The 15,475-nt window shown below is 53.2% G+C and carries 9 protein-coding genes and 4 pseudogenes; 12 read left to right on the forward strand and 1 reads right to left on the reverse strand.

Features of this window, described 5'->3' with window-relative positions; genetic code table 11:
• The 9 genes and pseudogenes from tssI to GXB78_RS05115 form a co-directional block, all read left to right on the forward strand.
• Positions 1-1,984 (forward strand): type VI secretion system Vgr family protein (gene tssI, locus GXB78_RS05075; protein WP_329514586.1); only part of this gene is annotated, 1,984 nt, incomplete at its 5' end.
• Complete coding sequence (locus tag GXB78_RS05080) at positions 1,974-2,717, forward strand: DUF4123 domain-containing protein (RefSeq protein WP_329514587.1); 744 nt, start codon at positions 1,974-1,976, stop codon at positions 2,715-2,717. The genes tssI and GXB78_RS05080, both read left to right, overlap by 11 nt.
• A complete protein-coding gene (locus tag GXB78_RS05085; protein ID WP_329514588.1) occupies positions 2,714-7,603 on the forward strand; it encodes an RHS repeat-associated core domain-containing protein in 4,890 nt (1,629 codons plus the stop codon). Before GXB78_RS05080 ends, GXB78_RS05085 begins: the two co-directional genes overlap by 4 nt.
• 2 nt (positions 7,604-7,605) lie before the next feature.
• Positions 7,606-8,244: a hypothetical protein gene (locus GXB78_RS05090; protein ID WP_329514589.1), complete on the forward strand. Its 639-nt coding sequence runs from the start codon at positions 7,606-7,608 to the stop codon at positions 8,242-8,244.
• 123 nt (positions 8,245-8,367) lie between these two features.
• Positions 8,368-8,841, forward strand: a pseudogene (locus GXB78_RS05095) (RHS repeat domain-containing protein); the annotation flags it as partial.
• A 12-nt stretch (positions 8,842-8,853) separates the two neighbouring features.
• On the forward strand, positions 8,854-9,315 hold the full coding sequence (locus GXB78_RS05100) for a hypothetical protein (protein WP_329514590.1): 462 nt from the start codon (positions 8,854-8,856) through the stop codon (positions 9,313-9,315).
• Between the two features lie 514 nt (positions 9,316-9,829).
• Positions 9,830-10,882 (forward strand): annotated as a pseudogene (locus GXB78_RS05105) (RHS repeat domain-containing protein); the annotation flags it as partial.
• Between the two features lie 383 nt (positions 10,883-11,265).
• Positions 11,266-11,679 (forward strand): hypothetical protein, encoded by a 414-nt coding sequence (locus GXB78_RS05110; protein WP_041478177.1) that lies wholly within the window; start codon positions 11,266-11,268, stop codon positions 11,677-11,679.
• Between the two features lie 73 nt (positions 11,680-11,752).
• Positions 11,753-12,052 carry an HNH/endonuclease VII fold putative polymorphic toxin gene (locus GXB78_RS05115; protein WP_150636257.1) on the forward strand — a complete coding sequence of 100 codons (300 nt, stop codon included), beginning with the start codon at positions 11,753-11,755 and terminating at the stop codon, positions 12,050-12,052.
• Positions 12,053-12,536: 484 nt separating this feature from the next.
• On the opposite strand, the gene GXB78_RS28280 is transcribed toward GXB78_RS05115, so the two are convergent.
• The gene (locus tag GXB78_RS28280) at positions 12,537-13,091 is read right to left on the reverse strand and encodes a hypothetical protein (protein ID WP_456239207.1); all 555 of its coding nucleotides are present in this window, start codon (positions 13,089-13,091) and stop codon (positions 12,537-12,539) included.
• On the opposite strand from GXB78_RS28280, the pseudogene GXB78_RS05120 reads away from it, so the two are divergent.
• The 3 genes and pseudogenes from GXB78_RS05120 to GXB78_RS05130 all read left to right on the forward strand — a co-directional run.
• Positions 13,066-14,607 (forward strand): annotated as a pseudogene (locus GXB78_RS05120) (RHS repeat domain-containing protein); the annotation flags it as partial. The gene GXB78_RS28280 and the pseudogene GXB78_RS05120 sit on opposite strands and share 26 nt — an antisense overlap.
• Positions 14,608-14,610: 3 nt before the next feature.
• Positions 14,611-14,943, forward strand: a complete 333-nt coding sequence (locus tag GXB78_RS05125; RefSeq protein ID WP_329514591.1) for a hypothetical protein — start codon at positions 14,611-14,613, stop codon at positions 14,941-14,943.
• A gap of 22 nt (positions 14,944-14,965) precedes the next feature.
• Positions 14,966-15,313: pseudogene (locus GXB78_RS05130) on the forward strand (RHS repeat-associated core domain-containing protein); the annotation flags it as partial.
• Between the last annotated feature and the right edge of the window lie 162 nt (positions 15,314-15,475).

Here is a 15,475-nt window from a genome sequence, read left to right on the forward strand (position 1 = left end):
TTTTCAGGTGTTTACCCTGCAAGGCCGGGAAGCCATCAGCCAGCCTTTTGTCTTTGAGGTGGAACTGGTCAGTGAGCAGCCGTCGCTGGACCTCGAAACCCTGCTGCACAAACCGGCCTTTTTGCAGCTGTCGCCTGACGGCAGCGGCATTCATGGCCAGATCTACCGCGCCGCGCAAGGCGATTCCGGCAAGCGCCTGACCCGTTATTCGGTGACCCTGCGCCCGCAACTGTCCTACTTGGCGCACCGCATCAACCAGCGCATTTTCCAGAACCTCAGCGTGCCGAAAATCATCGGCATGGTCCTCGAAGAGCACGGCATCCAAAGCAACGCCTACGAATTCAAGACCGGTTCGATTTATCCCGAGCGCATCTACTGCGTGCAATACGACGAGTCGGATCTGCATTTCATCCAGCGCCTGTGCGAAGAGGAAGGCATTCACTTCCACTTCCAGCACACCACAACAGGCCACAAACTGCTGTTCGGCGATGACCAAACGGTGTTCCCGAAGCTTGCGCCTGTGCCCTATCAGCAAGACTCCGGCATGGTCGCCAGCAACCCGGTGATCAAGCGCTTCGACCTGCGCCTGGAAACCCGCACCAGCCGCACTACCCGCCGCGACTACGACTTCGAAAAACCGCGCCTGACCCTCGAAAGCGAAAACCGTGGCGACGCCCTGCCCGACCTCGAAGACTACGATTACCCGGGCCGCTTCATCGACCGCGAGCGCGGCAAGCATTTGGCCAAACGCGCCCTCGAACGCCACCGCAGCGACTTCCAGCTCGCCGAAGGCAAGAGCGATCAGCCACTGCTGGTCAGCGGCTATTTCCTCGCCCTGACCGAACACCCGAAAGCCAAATGGAACGACCTCTGGCTGCTAACCGAAGTCCTGCACGAAGGCAAGCAGCCGCAGGTGCTCGAAGAGTCGGTGACCAGCGACACCACGGCGCTGAAAGACGATTTCCATCAGGGCTATCGCAACCGCTTTCAGGCCACGCCGTGGGACGTGCCCAACCGCCCGCCGCTGCGCCACCCGAAACCGCGCATCCTCGGCAGCCAAAGCGCGGTGGTCACCGGCCCCAAAGGCGAAGAAATCCACTGCGACGAATACGGCCGGGTCAAAGTCCAGTTCCATTGGGACCGCGAAGGTCAGGCCGACGACAAGACCAGCTGCTGGCTGCGCGTCTCCAGCGCCTGGGCCGGCGCCCAGTACGGCGGCATCGCCATCCCGCGCATCGGCATGGAAGTGCTGGTCACCTTCCTTGAGGGCGACCCCGACCAACCGCTGATCAGCGGCTGCCTGTACCACAAGGAAAACACCGTTCCCTATCCACTGCCGGCGAACAAGACCCGCAGCACCTTCAAGACCCTGAGCTCCATGGGTGGCGGCGGTTACAACGAACTGCGCATCGAAGACAAAAAAGGCCAGGAACAGATCTACCTGCACGCCCAGCGCGACTGGGACGAAAACATCGAACACGACCAGAAAATCCGCGTCGGCAACGAACGCCACGACACCGTCGAAAAGAACAGCTACAGCGAATTCAAGGCCGAAGAACACCACACCGTCTACGCCGACCGCAAAGTCGAGACCCGCGCCAACGACCACCTCACCGTCGGCGTCAACCAGCACATCAAGATCGGCACCGGCCAGTTCATCGACGCCGGCCAGGAAATCCACCTGAGCAGCGGCATGAAAGTGGTGATGGAAGCTGGTGCGGAACTGACGCTGGTGGGTGGCGGCAGTTTTATCAAGATCGACGCCGGCGGCGTGACCCTGAGCGGGCCGGTGATCAACATGAACTCCGGCGGCAGCCCGGGCAGCGGCACCGGCGCCGCCCCGCTGATGCCCGGTGTGTTGAAACAGGCGGATGCTGACAAGGCCGGCCAGGTCCTGACCCCAGCGCAGATCAACACCCTGAAACGTAACGCGCCGTTCTGTGAAGAATGCGAAAAATGCAAGGCAGGTGCCTGTGCCATCTGAACGAATTTCCCCCAAGGACTGGCTGGCGCAACAGCCACTGCAAAGCGGCGAGCGCCTGTACCTGATCATCAGCGCCGCCAGCGACGCCGACGCCCTGAAAACCCTGTACCTCACCGAACCCAGCGCCCAGCTCATCCCGATCTGGGGCGGCACGCCCTACTCCACCTGGCAACCCGTGATGCCCTACCTCACCGAGATCAAGCCGAATTCGGCCTTCCTGCCCTGGATCGCCGAAACCGATGCGCTGGACTGGGGCTGGCTGGCGACATCGCGTTCAGCGCCGAACGAAGTGTTCGAACATCTGCGCAGCCTGACGCAGGTGAAGATGCCGGATGGCACCGAGGTGTTTTTCCGATTTTGGGATGGGCGGCATATTTATCCGATCCTGCGGGGGCTTGGGGAGAAGGCCGGAGAGGTGCTGCCGGTGTTTGAGCGGTATCTGATTAATGGACAAGCGCTGGAAGTGGGCACACGGGTGGTGCCGAAGGTCAGGGACTGGCCGTGGTGGGAGGTGCCGAAGGGGTTGCTGAATGGGTTGATGGCAGAAAATCCATCCACCGTTATCGGCAACATGATGCAGTGGTTGCAGGAGGAACACGCCGATCTGTATTTCTCCTTTCCCGAATCAAACCTGAAACAAAAAGTGGCGCGCTTTGTTAAACGCACGCCACTCACGGAAGAAAACTTTACCGGGCTGTTGAAGGCCTATCTGGAAAAAGAGGTGGTGGTATGAGCGTTTTAATGGGCGGGATCGTTGGTGGTCTCACAGCAAAACAACCCGATGCTCAGGCCATCATCAACGACTTCAAGAAGTGCCTGAAGGATTATCGCGAGCATGCCGAAGCCTGGTACGGCGGCATTCTGGATGCGGAGCAGCAATTCAAAGTCGGTGACGAAGTTGGCACGGCTGACAAGGACAGCAAGAAGGAAAATACCCTTTATGCCAACTGTCCTGCGAACGGCAAGCTGGTGCTGATCCATAGTTTCGAGTCCGCGCGCTTTGTGCCGATCGGCAATACGCCAGTTCAACTGACACCGGTCGTCAATGGTCGCTTCATCGGCAAAAACGAAGTTGGACCGACCATCAATAAAACCATTGATGCATCAGGGATTCTTGAAGTCTCAGGCCTTACTCCCAATCAGCAGTACAAAATCACCTTCTTCCCGAATCCTACGCGTGCCCAGATCGACAGTTTGTTCAATTCCTACCAAGGCGTGATCGGCGAGTTGGGCGGCTGGCTACAAACCGAATGGAGCACCAGCTTCCTCCCGCTATGGCAGGCGCACACCGAAGCCTCCCTTGGAGGTCGCGCCTTGCAGGAGCTGGAAGCGGCCTGGGAAGGTTTCATGAAAGCGATCATGGGCTTATGGGGCGATATCAAAAGTCTCTACGACCTCATTGCCCATCCTCGCGAAAACTACGAGAAGCTGAAAAACTTTTTCACTGAAGAACAGATCAAGAAGATCTACGACGCCTCTGCCGACGCTATTCACACTGCTTTATTGATCGCGAGCGATGAGCCGTTGATGTGGATATACGTCGCGGCCATCGTGGCCTGGGTGAAGATGCTGCCGCCGCAGACTTGTACCGAAGTGCTGGCGCAAATGTCGACAGAGTTCCTGCTCAACATTTTGATCGGCGTTGTTTTGACTGGTGGTCTTGGCTTGGCCGTACGCGTGGGCACAAAAGCCGTCAAAGGGGTACAAAGCAGCGGCAAAGTCATAAAGCTGATTGAAGACTTCACCGGCATGTTGATGAAAGTCAGCAAGTCCAAAGCGACGCCGCATACCGAAGCATCGAAGCCGTTGCTACTCAATGGTGATTCGAAATTCAATCCGGCACGCAAAGCGGATGTTCAGATCGCGCCCCCCAAACCCGCCGAAACGGCCACAGCGCCTAAAAGCAGGCCACCGATCACTGGCGGAAGTGATTCGAATTTCAATCCGACACCCAAAGCGGATGTTCAGATTGCCGCTCCCAAGCCTGCCGAAACCGCGACAGCTCCGAAGAGCAAGCTACCGGTCACCGGCGGAAAACTGGAATCCGATGCGCAGATTCAAACCCGTAAAAAAGATGAGCCAGCCTCACGGATCGAGCAAGTAGAGACCGTCGACAACGCCCCCGAACAGCCGAAGAACCCAGCAAAAAAACCTGCACAATGCGTCGACGACACATGCTCAGACGGCGAACCAGTATCGATGGTGACCGGTGAAGAGTTACTGACGCTCACCGATGGGGAACTGGGTGGCCTGCTGCCTTTTGAGTGGACACGCCTATACCGAAGCAGTGCAGTCGAAATTGATAGCCGCCTCGGCTATGGCTGGAGTCATTCACTGTCTCATCGCTTGCAGATCGACGATGAGGGTGTGCTGTGGACGGACAACGAGAACCGGCAAACCCGTTTCCCGATGCCCACGGAACAGCGGCCGGCCATCACTAACAGCCTGGCTCAGGCAGCGATTTATCTAGGTAATGAACCCGGCGAACTCATTTTGACCCAAGCCGGGGCAAAAACACGCTTTTACCATTTCCGTGCCGGTCGACTGACCGCGATCAGCGATGCGTACGAAAATCGTCTGCACATCAGTTATGACTTCGTTGATCGTATCCAGCGCATAGATAACGGCGCAGGGCGCGCCCTTTTGCTGCGCTACGAAGACAGACAGATCGTTGCTGTCGACCAACAGCAACAACGCCACGAATACAATGAACGCGGCGAACGCCAAGACCCATGGCTGACGATTCATACCCTCGTCACCTACCGATACAACGCACTCAATCAACTGGTTTCTTCCACCAATGCGATGGGCGAAACCGAGCATTACCGCTACAACGATCAGCACGTCATCCTTGAGCGACAAATGGCCGGAGGGGCTAGCTTCTTCTGGGAGTGGGAGCGTGAAGGCAAGCTGTCCCGATGCGTACGTCATTGGGCCAATTACGCGCAGATGGAAGCACGTTACGAGTGGGATGATAACGGCTCGGTCATTGTTCATAACGCTGACGGCAGTGAGCTGGTCTATGTGCATGACGAAAATGCACGTCTGGTCAGTGAGACCGCACCCGACGGTGGTGAGACGCAGAACGCTTATGACGATAACGGCCGATTGATCGCCGTTAAAGACCCGATGGGAGCGATCACCGAGTATCAGTACAGCGATGCCGGACGCTTGATTGCGGTGATCCCCCCGGAAGGTGTTCCGACGCGTTACAACTACTTCAACGGTCAACTTATTGATGTCCAGCGCGGCAAGGCCCGCTGGAAATACGAACGCAACCGCCAGGGCGATATTACCCAACAAACCGATCCTGACGGCAACGAGACCTTCTACAGCTATGACCGTCAGGGACGCTTGCTTGAGATCCGCCACCCCGACGGCAGTCGTCATCAACTGGGCTGGAACAACCTCGGCCAATTGCTGGAAGAACGCCTGCCGGATGGAGGTCAACGCAAGTATCGCTACGATGCGCTCGGCCGGCAAATCACTCGCCAGGATGAATTCGGAGCGATCACCCAATACCAATGGGATGCCGTCGACCGCCTCACTCAGGTCACCCTGCCCGGCGGCGCCACACGTGCGTTTATCTACAACCCGTATGGCCGCGTCACCGCCGAACGCGACGAGCTCGGGCGGATCACCCGCTACGAATACGCCGACAACCTGCACCTCGTCAGCCGCCGGATTAATCCCGACGGCAGCCAACTGCGCTATCGCTACGACAACTCGCACCTCAACCTCACCGAGATCGAAAACGAGCGCGGCGAACGCTATCAACTCGATTATTACCCGAACGGCCTGATTCAGCAGGAAACCGGCTTCGACGGCCGCCGCACTGCGTACGAGTACGACCTCAACGGCCAACTGCTGAAGAAAACCGAGTTCGGCGACGACGGTAGCGAACTGGTTACCGAATACCAGCGCGATGCCACCGGCCGTTTGCTGGTCAAGACGCTGCCCGATGGCGAAGAGATTCACTACAGCTACGACGCACTGGGTCGCTTGGTCAACGTCGACGACGGCCATTGGCCGCTCGCTTATGAATACGACGTGCAAGATCGCTTGATCACCGAGCATCAAGGTTGGGGCACCACGCGTTACGCATACGACAACGTCGGCCAACTCAGCCACTGCCGTCTGCCGGACGGCTGCACGCTCGATTACCGTCATTTGTCCGGTGGACGCCTGAGCAGCATCGACCTCAACGGCTCCCGCCTGACCAGCCACCAGTTCAATGCCGGTCGCGAGCAGCAGCGTCAGCAAGGTTTGTTACTCAGCCAATACCAATACGATGAACAGGGCCGACTGCAAGCGCACAGCGTCAGCCAGCGGGAAAAACACCTGTTCCAGCGTCGTTATAACTACGATGCCAACGGGAATCTCGCCGGCATTAACGACAGCCGCAAAGGCAACCGCAGCTATCACTACGATCCACTGGATCGCCTGATCAGCGTACGCGGCGCCATGCCAGAGAGCTTCGCTCACGACCCGGCAGGCAACCTCCTCGGACAAAATGACCTGCCCGCGGCCAACCTCGCCAACGTCAAAGGCAATCGCCTGCTGATGCAAGGCGACCGCCACTACGACTACGACGCGTACGGAAATTTGATCCGCGAGCGTCGCGGCACCGGCCAAAAGCTCGTCACCGAATACCGCTACGACTGCCAGCATCGCCTGATCGGCGTCAGCCTGCCGGGAGGCACCATCGCATCCTACAAATACGACGCCTTCGGCCGTCGCATCGAAAAAACCGTCGACGGCCACACCACTGAATTTCTCTGGCAAGGCGAGCGATTGATCGCCGAAAGCGCAGAAAATCGCTATCGCAGCTACATCTACGAGCCGGGCAGCTTCCGCCCGTTGGCGATGCTCGACGGCGAAGGCCCACTAAAGGCTGCCCCGTTCTACTATCAACTCGACCACCTTGGCACTCCGCAAGAGCTCACCGACTACAGTGGCGAAATCATGTGGTCGGCGAAGTACCGCGCCTACGGCAACCTCGCAGCGCTGGATGTCAGCGAAATCGATAACCCGTTGCGCTTCCAGGGCCAGTATTTCGACGCCGAGACAGCCTTACATTACAACCGCCACCGCTACTACAATCCGGGGACCGGACGGTTCTTGACGCCAGATCCGATCAAGCTTGCGGGTGGGTTGAATAGCTATCAGTACGTGCCTAACCCTACGGGGTGGGTGGATCCTTTGGGGTTGAGCAACAATTGCCCTGGCAAAGCGAAAAAAGGCTTTCAAAGAAAGGTGGATGATACTAGTAACAATAAGGTTGAAAATGGCGAACCAGAGCTACCTAAAGGCCATGACAGCACAATTACTAGGAAAGCCGCATTCAGACAAGCGAAACGCGTTGGAGGTGTGCCCCTATCACAGCAGCCATCCAGATCCTATAAAGAGGTACTTACCGATCAGCCTGGTCGCGTGATGAGTAGGGTTTATGAGTTCAATTTGAAAGACGGCAGGATTGTGACTATTAGAGAGCATTCATTGGGACATGTAAAAGGTAATGAAGGGCCACACTTTAATACTGAAGTTACGGGAACGACAGGTACGAAAGCAGCCTTAAAAGAAGGTGACAACTCACACACTTACTTCAAAAAAGACTAATCATGAGCATATACTACACATGCGAACCGGGTATAAAGTTCCATGAAACGCCCGAGCATTTTTCCGACCCTGACTTCATGAGCATCGCATTAGTAGCGGGCACTCTTCAAGACTTATGGTCCACGTGGAAAGCTGTCAGTAATTTTCTCGCACCTGAATGGCCGGTAACCATAAAGTGGCGGACCATTGGATACTCTCTGGAACAACAGAAAATCCAAGAGCTACGCCTGCAAAAAGAGATACTCACAAGCCTAAGCCCGAATGGACTTTTGAAAAAAAACGAAAAGACTAAAATATACTCTTATGTAGACTTCACCAACACGAACGACATCATATTCACCCCTAACGAACTAACACAATACCGAAACACTATTCTCATTCTAAAAAAGGAAGAGGAAGACGCATATAAAATCTGGAGCCACCTAAGTGAAAACGACAAATTGAACGTAGCAGCTATAGCAAAGTTCTTGAAGAGCAATCGAGATACACTCATTGCTCGCTTTCTAGAAAGTGACACCCACTCAACCACTCATATTATAACCCCAGAAAAATACTCAGAGAGAATAAAATCAATACTATCCAAGCTGAATATTGAAGAGATAAAATCGACTAAGCTTTATGAAATCATTAATAAATTTTGAATCTAATTTAAACCGCTGCTATTGCGGTGTCGGACAGAATTCTTTACGGAATACTGCTACGAAGGCCAACACCACTTGGTAGCCCGTGACGAGCGATACCGCCATCTACAATCTAGGATCTAAAAATACTACGCCTTCGGCCGCCGCATCGAGAAAAGCGTCGACGGCCATACCAATGAATTCCTCTGGCAAGGCGAACGATTGATCGCCGAAAGCGCACAAAATCGTTATCGCAGCTGCATCTACGAACCGGGCACCTTCCGCCCGTTGGCAATGTTCGACGGCGAAGGCCCGCTAAACGCGGCCCCGTTCTATTACCAACTCGACCACCTCGGCACGCCGCAGGAACTGACCGACTACAGTTGTGAAATCATGTGGTCAGCGAAGTACCGCGCGTACGGCAATCTTTCTGCACTGGACGTCAGCGAGATCGATAACCCGTTGCGCGTCTAGGGTCAGTATTTCGACGCCGAGAAAGGCTTACATTACAACCGCCACCGTTACTAGAATCCGGGGATTGGACGGCTCTTTACCCCGGATCCGATCAAGCTTGCGGGTGGGTTGAATAGCTACGAGTATGTGCCTAACCCTACGGGGTGAGTGGATCCGTTGGGCCTGAGCAGCAATAACTGCCCTCCCGAGCGCGTTGATACTAGCGATTACCAGACGCGGAAAGAGTTAAGATCCGACGTCTATAACGCGCAGAGGCCAGGAGGTTTCCATAAAACGAAACATCTGAATGCGAAATCTGCCGACCAAGCCAGAGAATTGAGTTTGGGTAATGGATCACGTGGTGGTCAACCTGAAGCTTCTTATCTGCCCGACATCGCAAACAATGTTAAAGGATTCGAAAAACAAGCTGCATATGGGGCGATAAAAGATGGAAACGTATTCGACCACGGTGGCACTCGATTCATGTTTTACAGATCCGAACACCCTGTGGACTACAACGAGGGACAACTTACAAACTGGATAAGAATTGAACTAACTGATGGAGGAAATAAGCCTGTGATCCACAGCTTTCCGGCATCACCACAGCAAGTGAAAAAATACATGGGTAAAGCAAAATGAAAAAACTAGAGTTCGAACTACAGCCACTCCGAGTGCCTAGCGACTGGACAATAACCATAAATAATTTGTACGAGATAGAACTAACACCGGAAACGGCGCACTGGTTTAGCAGTTCTGTTTTATTAGGTGGCGCAAGACAAAGCACAGGCTATTGCTTCGATTCTAGAGTAGAACCTGAGGGAGACCCAAAGGGCGAGTTCGTGGTAGAGTTTCTTACAATTAAATACGATCGAAAAGGCGAACCAATAGGCGACTCTGCCAAAACCTTGGAAATATTCCGAACAACATGCAAAAAAAATATATTGAGAAAATAGAGCAATACATGCGCGAAAATTGAAAACAACGAGCCAATCATTAATAAACTACGCATGCTATTTTTCATCAAAAACAAAACCAACCTCAACACTGTTACCTACAGAAGCTTTGGCTTCGGAGAGGCTTCAACCCCTACGAATTTAGGGATACAAACTAAATCATTCACGCAGATCAAATGAAAACTGTATAACCGCCAGCTGGCGGTCACCTGACTAGCATCGGTCTCAAGGTTCACGCCTCACGTCTCACCAATTCAACGCCGGTCGCGAGCATGAGCGGCAGCAAGGCTTGCTGCTCAGCCAGTACCAATAACGATGAACAGGGCCGACTGCAAGCGCACAGCGTTAGCCAACGGGACAAACACCTGTTCCAGCGTCGCTACAACTACGATGCCAACGGCAACCTCGCCGGTATTAACGACAGCCGCAAAGGCAACCGCAGCTATCACTACGATCCACTGGATCGCCTGATCAGCGTACGCGGCGCCATGCCAGAGAGCTTCGCTCACGACCCGGCAGGCAACCTCCTCGGACAAAATGACCTGCCCGCGGCCAACCTCGCCAACGTCAAAGGCAATCGCCTGCTGATGCAAGGCGACCGCCACTACGACTACGACGCGTACGGCAACCTGATCCGCGAACGCCGTGGCACCGGCCAGAAGCTCGTCACCGAGTACCGCTACGACTGCCAGCATCGCCTGATCGGCGCCAGCCTGCCGGGTGGCAGCACCGCATCCTACAAATACGACGCCTTCGGCCGCCGCATCGAGAAAACCGTCGACGGCCATACCACTGAATTTCTATGGCAAGGCGAGCGATTGATCGCCGAAAGCGCAGAAAATCGCTATCGCAGCTACATCTACGAGCCGGGCAGCTTCCGCCCGTTGGCAATGCTCGACGGCGAAGGCCCACTAAAGGCTGCCCCGTTCTACTATCAACTCGACCACCTCGGCACTCCGCAAGAGCTCACCGACTACAGTGGGGAAATCATGTGGTCCGCGAAGTACCGCGCCTATGGCAACCTCGCGGCGCTGGACGTCAGCGAAATCGATAATCCGCTGCGTTTTCAAGGGCAGTATTTCGACGCCGAGACAGGGTTACATTACAACCGCCACCGCTACTACAATCCGGGGACTGGACGGTTCTTGACCCCGGATCCGATCAAGCTTGCGGGTGGGTTGAATAGCTACCAGTACGTGCCTAACCCTACGGGGTGGGTGGATCCTTTGGGATTGAGCGGATGCCCCGGAGGCAAAGATGGCTCCTCCGGCTCAAGCACCGAAAACCCTGCAAGTAAAGCAGTTGTAAAGGAAGGATCGCCCCCACCTCCTGAACCACCAAAACATGACAAATGGAGTCGTGAACCTAAAAGCATTCAGGATCAGATGACATTGCAGGCGGCGAAAGAAGGACACGGGGTCAGGATCATTGAGGGCTTAAATGATCCAAACTTCAAAGGAATGGACAAATGGGAGCTTAAAGTAAAATCCAAAAACGGTAACGACTCGGTGGTGCACTATGTTCGTGATCCGGAGACTGGCAAATTAATGGACTTTAAATTCAAAAAGCATAGCACCGACGATATAAAACCGTGGGGAAACGACCCATCCGTACCACCCGGGGATTCTGAAAAAAAATGAAAGTTAAATGTAAAACAAACAAAATAGACCAAAGCTTCACGCAGGATACTTCAATAAGGCTTAAGCGCTATATCTCGATCGGCGACAGTGAGCTAGACATCGAAGTCGGAAAAGAATATACCGTATACGGCGTTGAATTTTGGGACAACTGCCCATGGGTTTATATATGCCCAGAGCCTTATGACGAATACCCTAAACCATTCGCATTGGACTTTTTTGAAGTCACCGAAAAAAAAATGTCGTCTCACTGGGTTCTTAACTCACAGTGCACGCACAACAAAAAAGTCAAGACCCAGCTCGTATTTTGCGAGTGGGCTGACGATGAGAGCTTCTATGAAAGGTTGATTAACGAAGACGAAGAATGCGTTAATACATTCGACAGCTATAGGAAAATGATGAACGCCGAATAGAAAACAACCAAGGACCAAAATCGCTACTGTTATTTTCAACGTACAAAACCACCATCCTTGATGGTTAGTATAAATGCAAATGGGGACAGATTTACTTCCTACTGAAATAAATCTGTCCCCATTTGTCCCTAGTGATAAAAACATTGCGACACGTAGAGCTGCGTTTAGAGAGGCTAAGCGCGACGCCAAATTCCCTAACACAGCTGTTCTAATTAGGGTGAAACGTGTTCCGCTTACGAAAGAAGCTGAAAATGGTAGGGGTACGGAGTTTGTTCGAGACGCGGAAGGTAATACGGTGATGATTAAAGAGTATCGCTACAAAAATATTGATAAAGAACGTGTTGTCATTCAGGAACATTCGTACGGACATTAGGACTATCCAGCCTCCCATGCTTCTCATAAATACACACCTTAATGTTAGAGAATACGACTCTGTATCAGGCAATGCTCATCGAAACAGAACACTCCACTTATGAAGTGTGGCATGCCATTACGTATTTGAGCAATAAAGAAAATGCTGACAAATTCAACTTCAAAAAAAAGAATGAACATCGATCATTGGAGAGTTTTATTCCCCAGAGCATTCGTTCACTAGCTACGCACTATTAGACGAAAACTCGTCACAATTAAAACTACATAGTAGGGTAAAAGAAAAAACAGCACCTGCGAAATGGTTGAAAAATACTACAACGAATATGAATTTGATCTTTACATAGAATTTATCGAATCACTCAAAATAGAAAACTTCAACTTCGCCAGACCTACAATTCTATCGATCATGAATGAGAACCAGATGCTTGCCGTAAAAATTGAAATCAATAAGTCATGCATTGTCACATGTAGCGCAAGAAACATTACTACTTCCAACTTAAAAGCTTATTACAACGACGGATCCGTTTGAGCATATCCGAGACTTTAAAACAGAAGAGTCGAAAATCTACTATTGATCTAGTACATTCATATGGATCTGCTCTCTTCACCACGACCTGACTTGGCCGGTTCTTAGCCAGAGTCGGGCCCGGTTTCCCTGGAACGATCGCAAGCACATCATCGCCGTCGACTATCAACAGTTCCTGCCAGCGGACAATCTTGAGGCCGCATGGAACACAGTGCAGACGCTGGTCACTTACAGCTACGACACGCAGCATCGCCTGATCGAGGCGAAGAATGCCGCAGACGAAGCCGAACGCTATCGCTACAACGACCAGCACGTCGTTCTCGAGCGGCAATTGGCAGGCGGCGCGGCGTTCTATTGGGAGTGGGAAAACGAAGGCAAACTGTCTCGCTGCACTCGTCACTGGGCCAACTTTTCGCAGATGAAAGCGCAGTACGTCTGGGACGACAAAGGCAGCGTCACCGTAACCAACGCCGATGGCAGCGAAGAACGAATACGACAGCGTCGGCCAGCTCAAGCACTGCCGCTTGCCCGATGGCAGCAAACTCGATTATCGTCACCAGCCTGGCGGGCAACTCAGCAGCATCGACCTCAACGGCTCACGCCTGACCAGCCATCAGTTCAACGCCGGTCGCGAACAACAGCGCCAATAAGGCTTGCTGCTCAGCCAGTACCAATACGACGAACAGGGCCGACTGCAAGCGCACAGCGTCAGCCAGCGGGACGAACACCTGTTCCAGCGTCGCTACAACTACGATGCCAACGGCAACCTCACCGGCATTAACGACAGCCGCAAAGGCAACCGCAGCTTTCACTACGATCCACTGGATCGCCTGATCAGCGTACGCGGCGCTATGCCAGAGAGCTTCGCCCATGACCCGGCAGGCAACCTCCTCGGCCAGAATGACCTGCCCGTTGCGAACCTCGCCAACGTCAAAGGCAATCGCCTGCTGATGCAAGGCGACCGCCACTACGATTACGATGCCTACGGCAACCTCATCCGCGAAAGTCGCGGCACCGGCAAAAAGCTTGTCGCCGAATACCGCTACGACTGCCAACACCGCCTGATCGGCGTCAGCCTGCCGGGAGGCAGCACCGCATCCTACAAATACGACGCTTTCGGCCGCCGCATCGAGAAAACCGTCGACCGCCACACCACTGAATTTCTATGGCAAGGCGAACGCCTGATCGCAGAAAGCGCAGAGAACAGCTATCGCAGCTACATCTACGAACCGGACAGCTTCCGCCCGTTGGCAATGCTCGACGGCGAAGGCCCGCTAAAAGCGGCCCCCTTCTACTACCAACTTGACCATCTCGGCACGCCACAGGAACTGACCGACTACAGCGGCGAGATCATGTGGTCAGCGAAGTACCGCGCCTACGGCAATCTCGCTGCACTGGACGTCAGCGAAATCGACAACCCGCTGCGTTTTCAAGGGCAATATTTCGACGCCGAGACAGGGTTACATTACAACCGCCACCGCTACTACAATCCGGGGACTGGACGGTTCTTGACACCGGATCCGATCAAGCTTGCGGGTGGGTTGAATAGCTACCAGTACGTGCCTAACCCTACGGGGTGGGTGGATCCTTTAGGGTTGAATACTTGTCCTGGAGGCGAAAACTGTACGCCTAGCATCGGCGCTGATGATTCCGCTATAAAACCAAAAGTAGATGAAGGCGAGCAAAAAGCGCCCGAAACAGGGGGAGCTGCCCGCGCGGCTCTATATTCCGCGAATTGGCCAAAAGCAAACTTAAACAGTGCCGTTGAAAAATTCGCTGGAAGCAATCCAATCGTCAGCACTACGGACAAGGGCAAAAGAATATATAAAAATCCTCAAAACGGGATAGAAGTGGTTGAAGACATGAACGGAAATTATTTCAGAATTTATGATCCTTCCTTGCCTGGAAAGCGTAAGTATTTAAACCTTGAAGGAATTATTCCGAGCAACAAAACGCTTCCAAACGGAAAGCAATCCGGAAGAACACAAAGCGAATATAACGAAGTCACGCACTTCAACAAGGAACCATAAAAAATGAAAACAATTTCAGTACCCTTATCTAGAGATGCAATGCATCGCTTGGACTTGGATGAATGTATACCCGGCGACTTAGAAGAGCTATCAGTCTCAGAAGAAGATTTTCTAGCCCTTTCAAAAACGGGGGTGCTTGAGGAAATAAACTCGACGCTGAGCAAACTCATCGATGAATATGAGGACGAAAGCATACAAGGACAAACCGAATTAGAATCAGCTCTCAAGATATTTCAAAAATTATTCGCCACTACAAATTCCGACACACTAAGGAAGATCATACATCTCAACGAAATGGCGATGAAATACGATACAGGTATGTTTTTTTATTTCTAATCCTCATACTCGACGGCGAAAGCCAATTAAAGCTACGCCGTTCTGCAACAAGCTTGGCCACCTTGGCATGACGGAGGAACTACCCGATTGCAGCGGCGAAATGTGGTCAGCGAAATACCGCGCCTACGGCAACCTCGCAGCGCTGGATGTCAGTGATGTCGATAACCGGCTGCGCTTCTTGGGTCAGCATTTCGACGCCAAGACCGGGTTAAGTTACAACCACCACCGCTACTACAATCCGGGGACTGGGCGGTTATTGACCCCGGACCCGATGAAATTTGCGGGTGGGTTGAATAACTATCAGTACGTGCCCAACCCTACGGGGTGGGTGGATCCTTTAGGGTTGAATACTTGTCCAAGCGGAGATAAATACGTTCCGGGACAAAGCGGTGAAATATCTGAAGAAAAAGCTAAGGTGAATGAAGGGGATGCGCATACCAACTGCTGCATCCGTCAGCTGGAAAGGATTCTCATCCGGGAGTTGCAACCCCATTAGCAGAAACATGTCGTCGACCAAAAAGAACTCGGCAAT

It is taken from the genome of Pseudomonas moraviensis subsp. stanleyae (assembly GCF_036283065.1).
Lineage (GTDB): Bacteria > Pseudomonadota > Gammaproteobacteria > Pseudomonadales > Pseudomonadaceae > Aquipseudomonas > Aquipseudomonas stanleyae.

Bases quoted from the DNA above. Each gene is read 5' to 3' on its own strand.
- GXB78_RS05125 (WP_329514591.1), top strand. From the start codon at position 14,611: ATGAAAACAATTTCAGTACCCTTATCTAGAGATGCAATGCATCGCTTG.
- GXB78_RS05090 (WP_329514589.1), top strand. From the start codon at position 7,606: ATGAGCATATACTACACATGCGAACCGGGTATAAAGTTCCATGAAACG.
- GXB78_RS05115 (WP_150636257.1), top strand. From the start codon at position 11,753: ATGCAAATGGGGACAGATTTACTTCCTACTGAAATAAATCTGTCCCCA.
- GXB78_RS05085 (WP_329514588.1), top strand. From the start codon at position 2,714: ATGAGCGTTTTAATGGGCGGGATCGTTGGTGGTCTCACAGCAAAACAA.
- GXB78_RS05110 (WP_041478177.1), top strand. From the start codon at position 11,266: ATGAAAGTTAAATGTAAAACAAACAAAATAGACCAAAGCTTCACGCAG.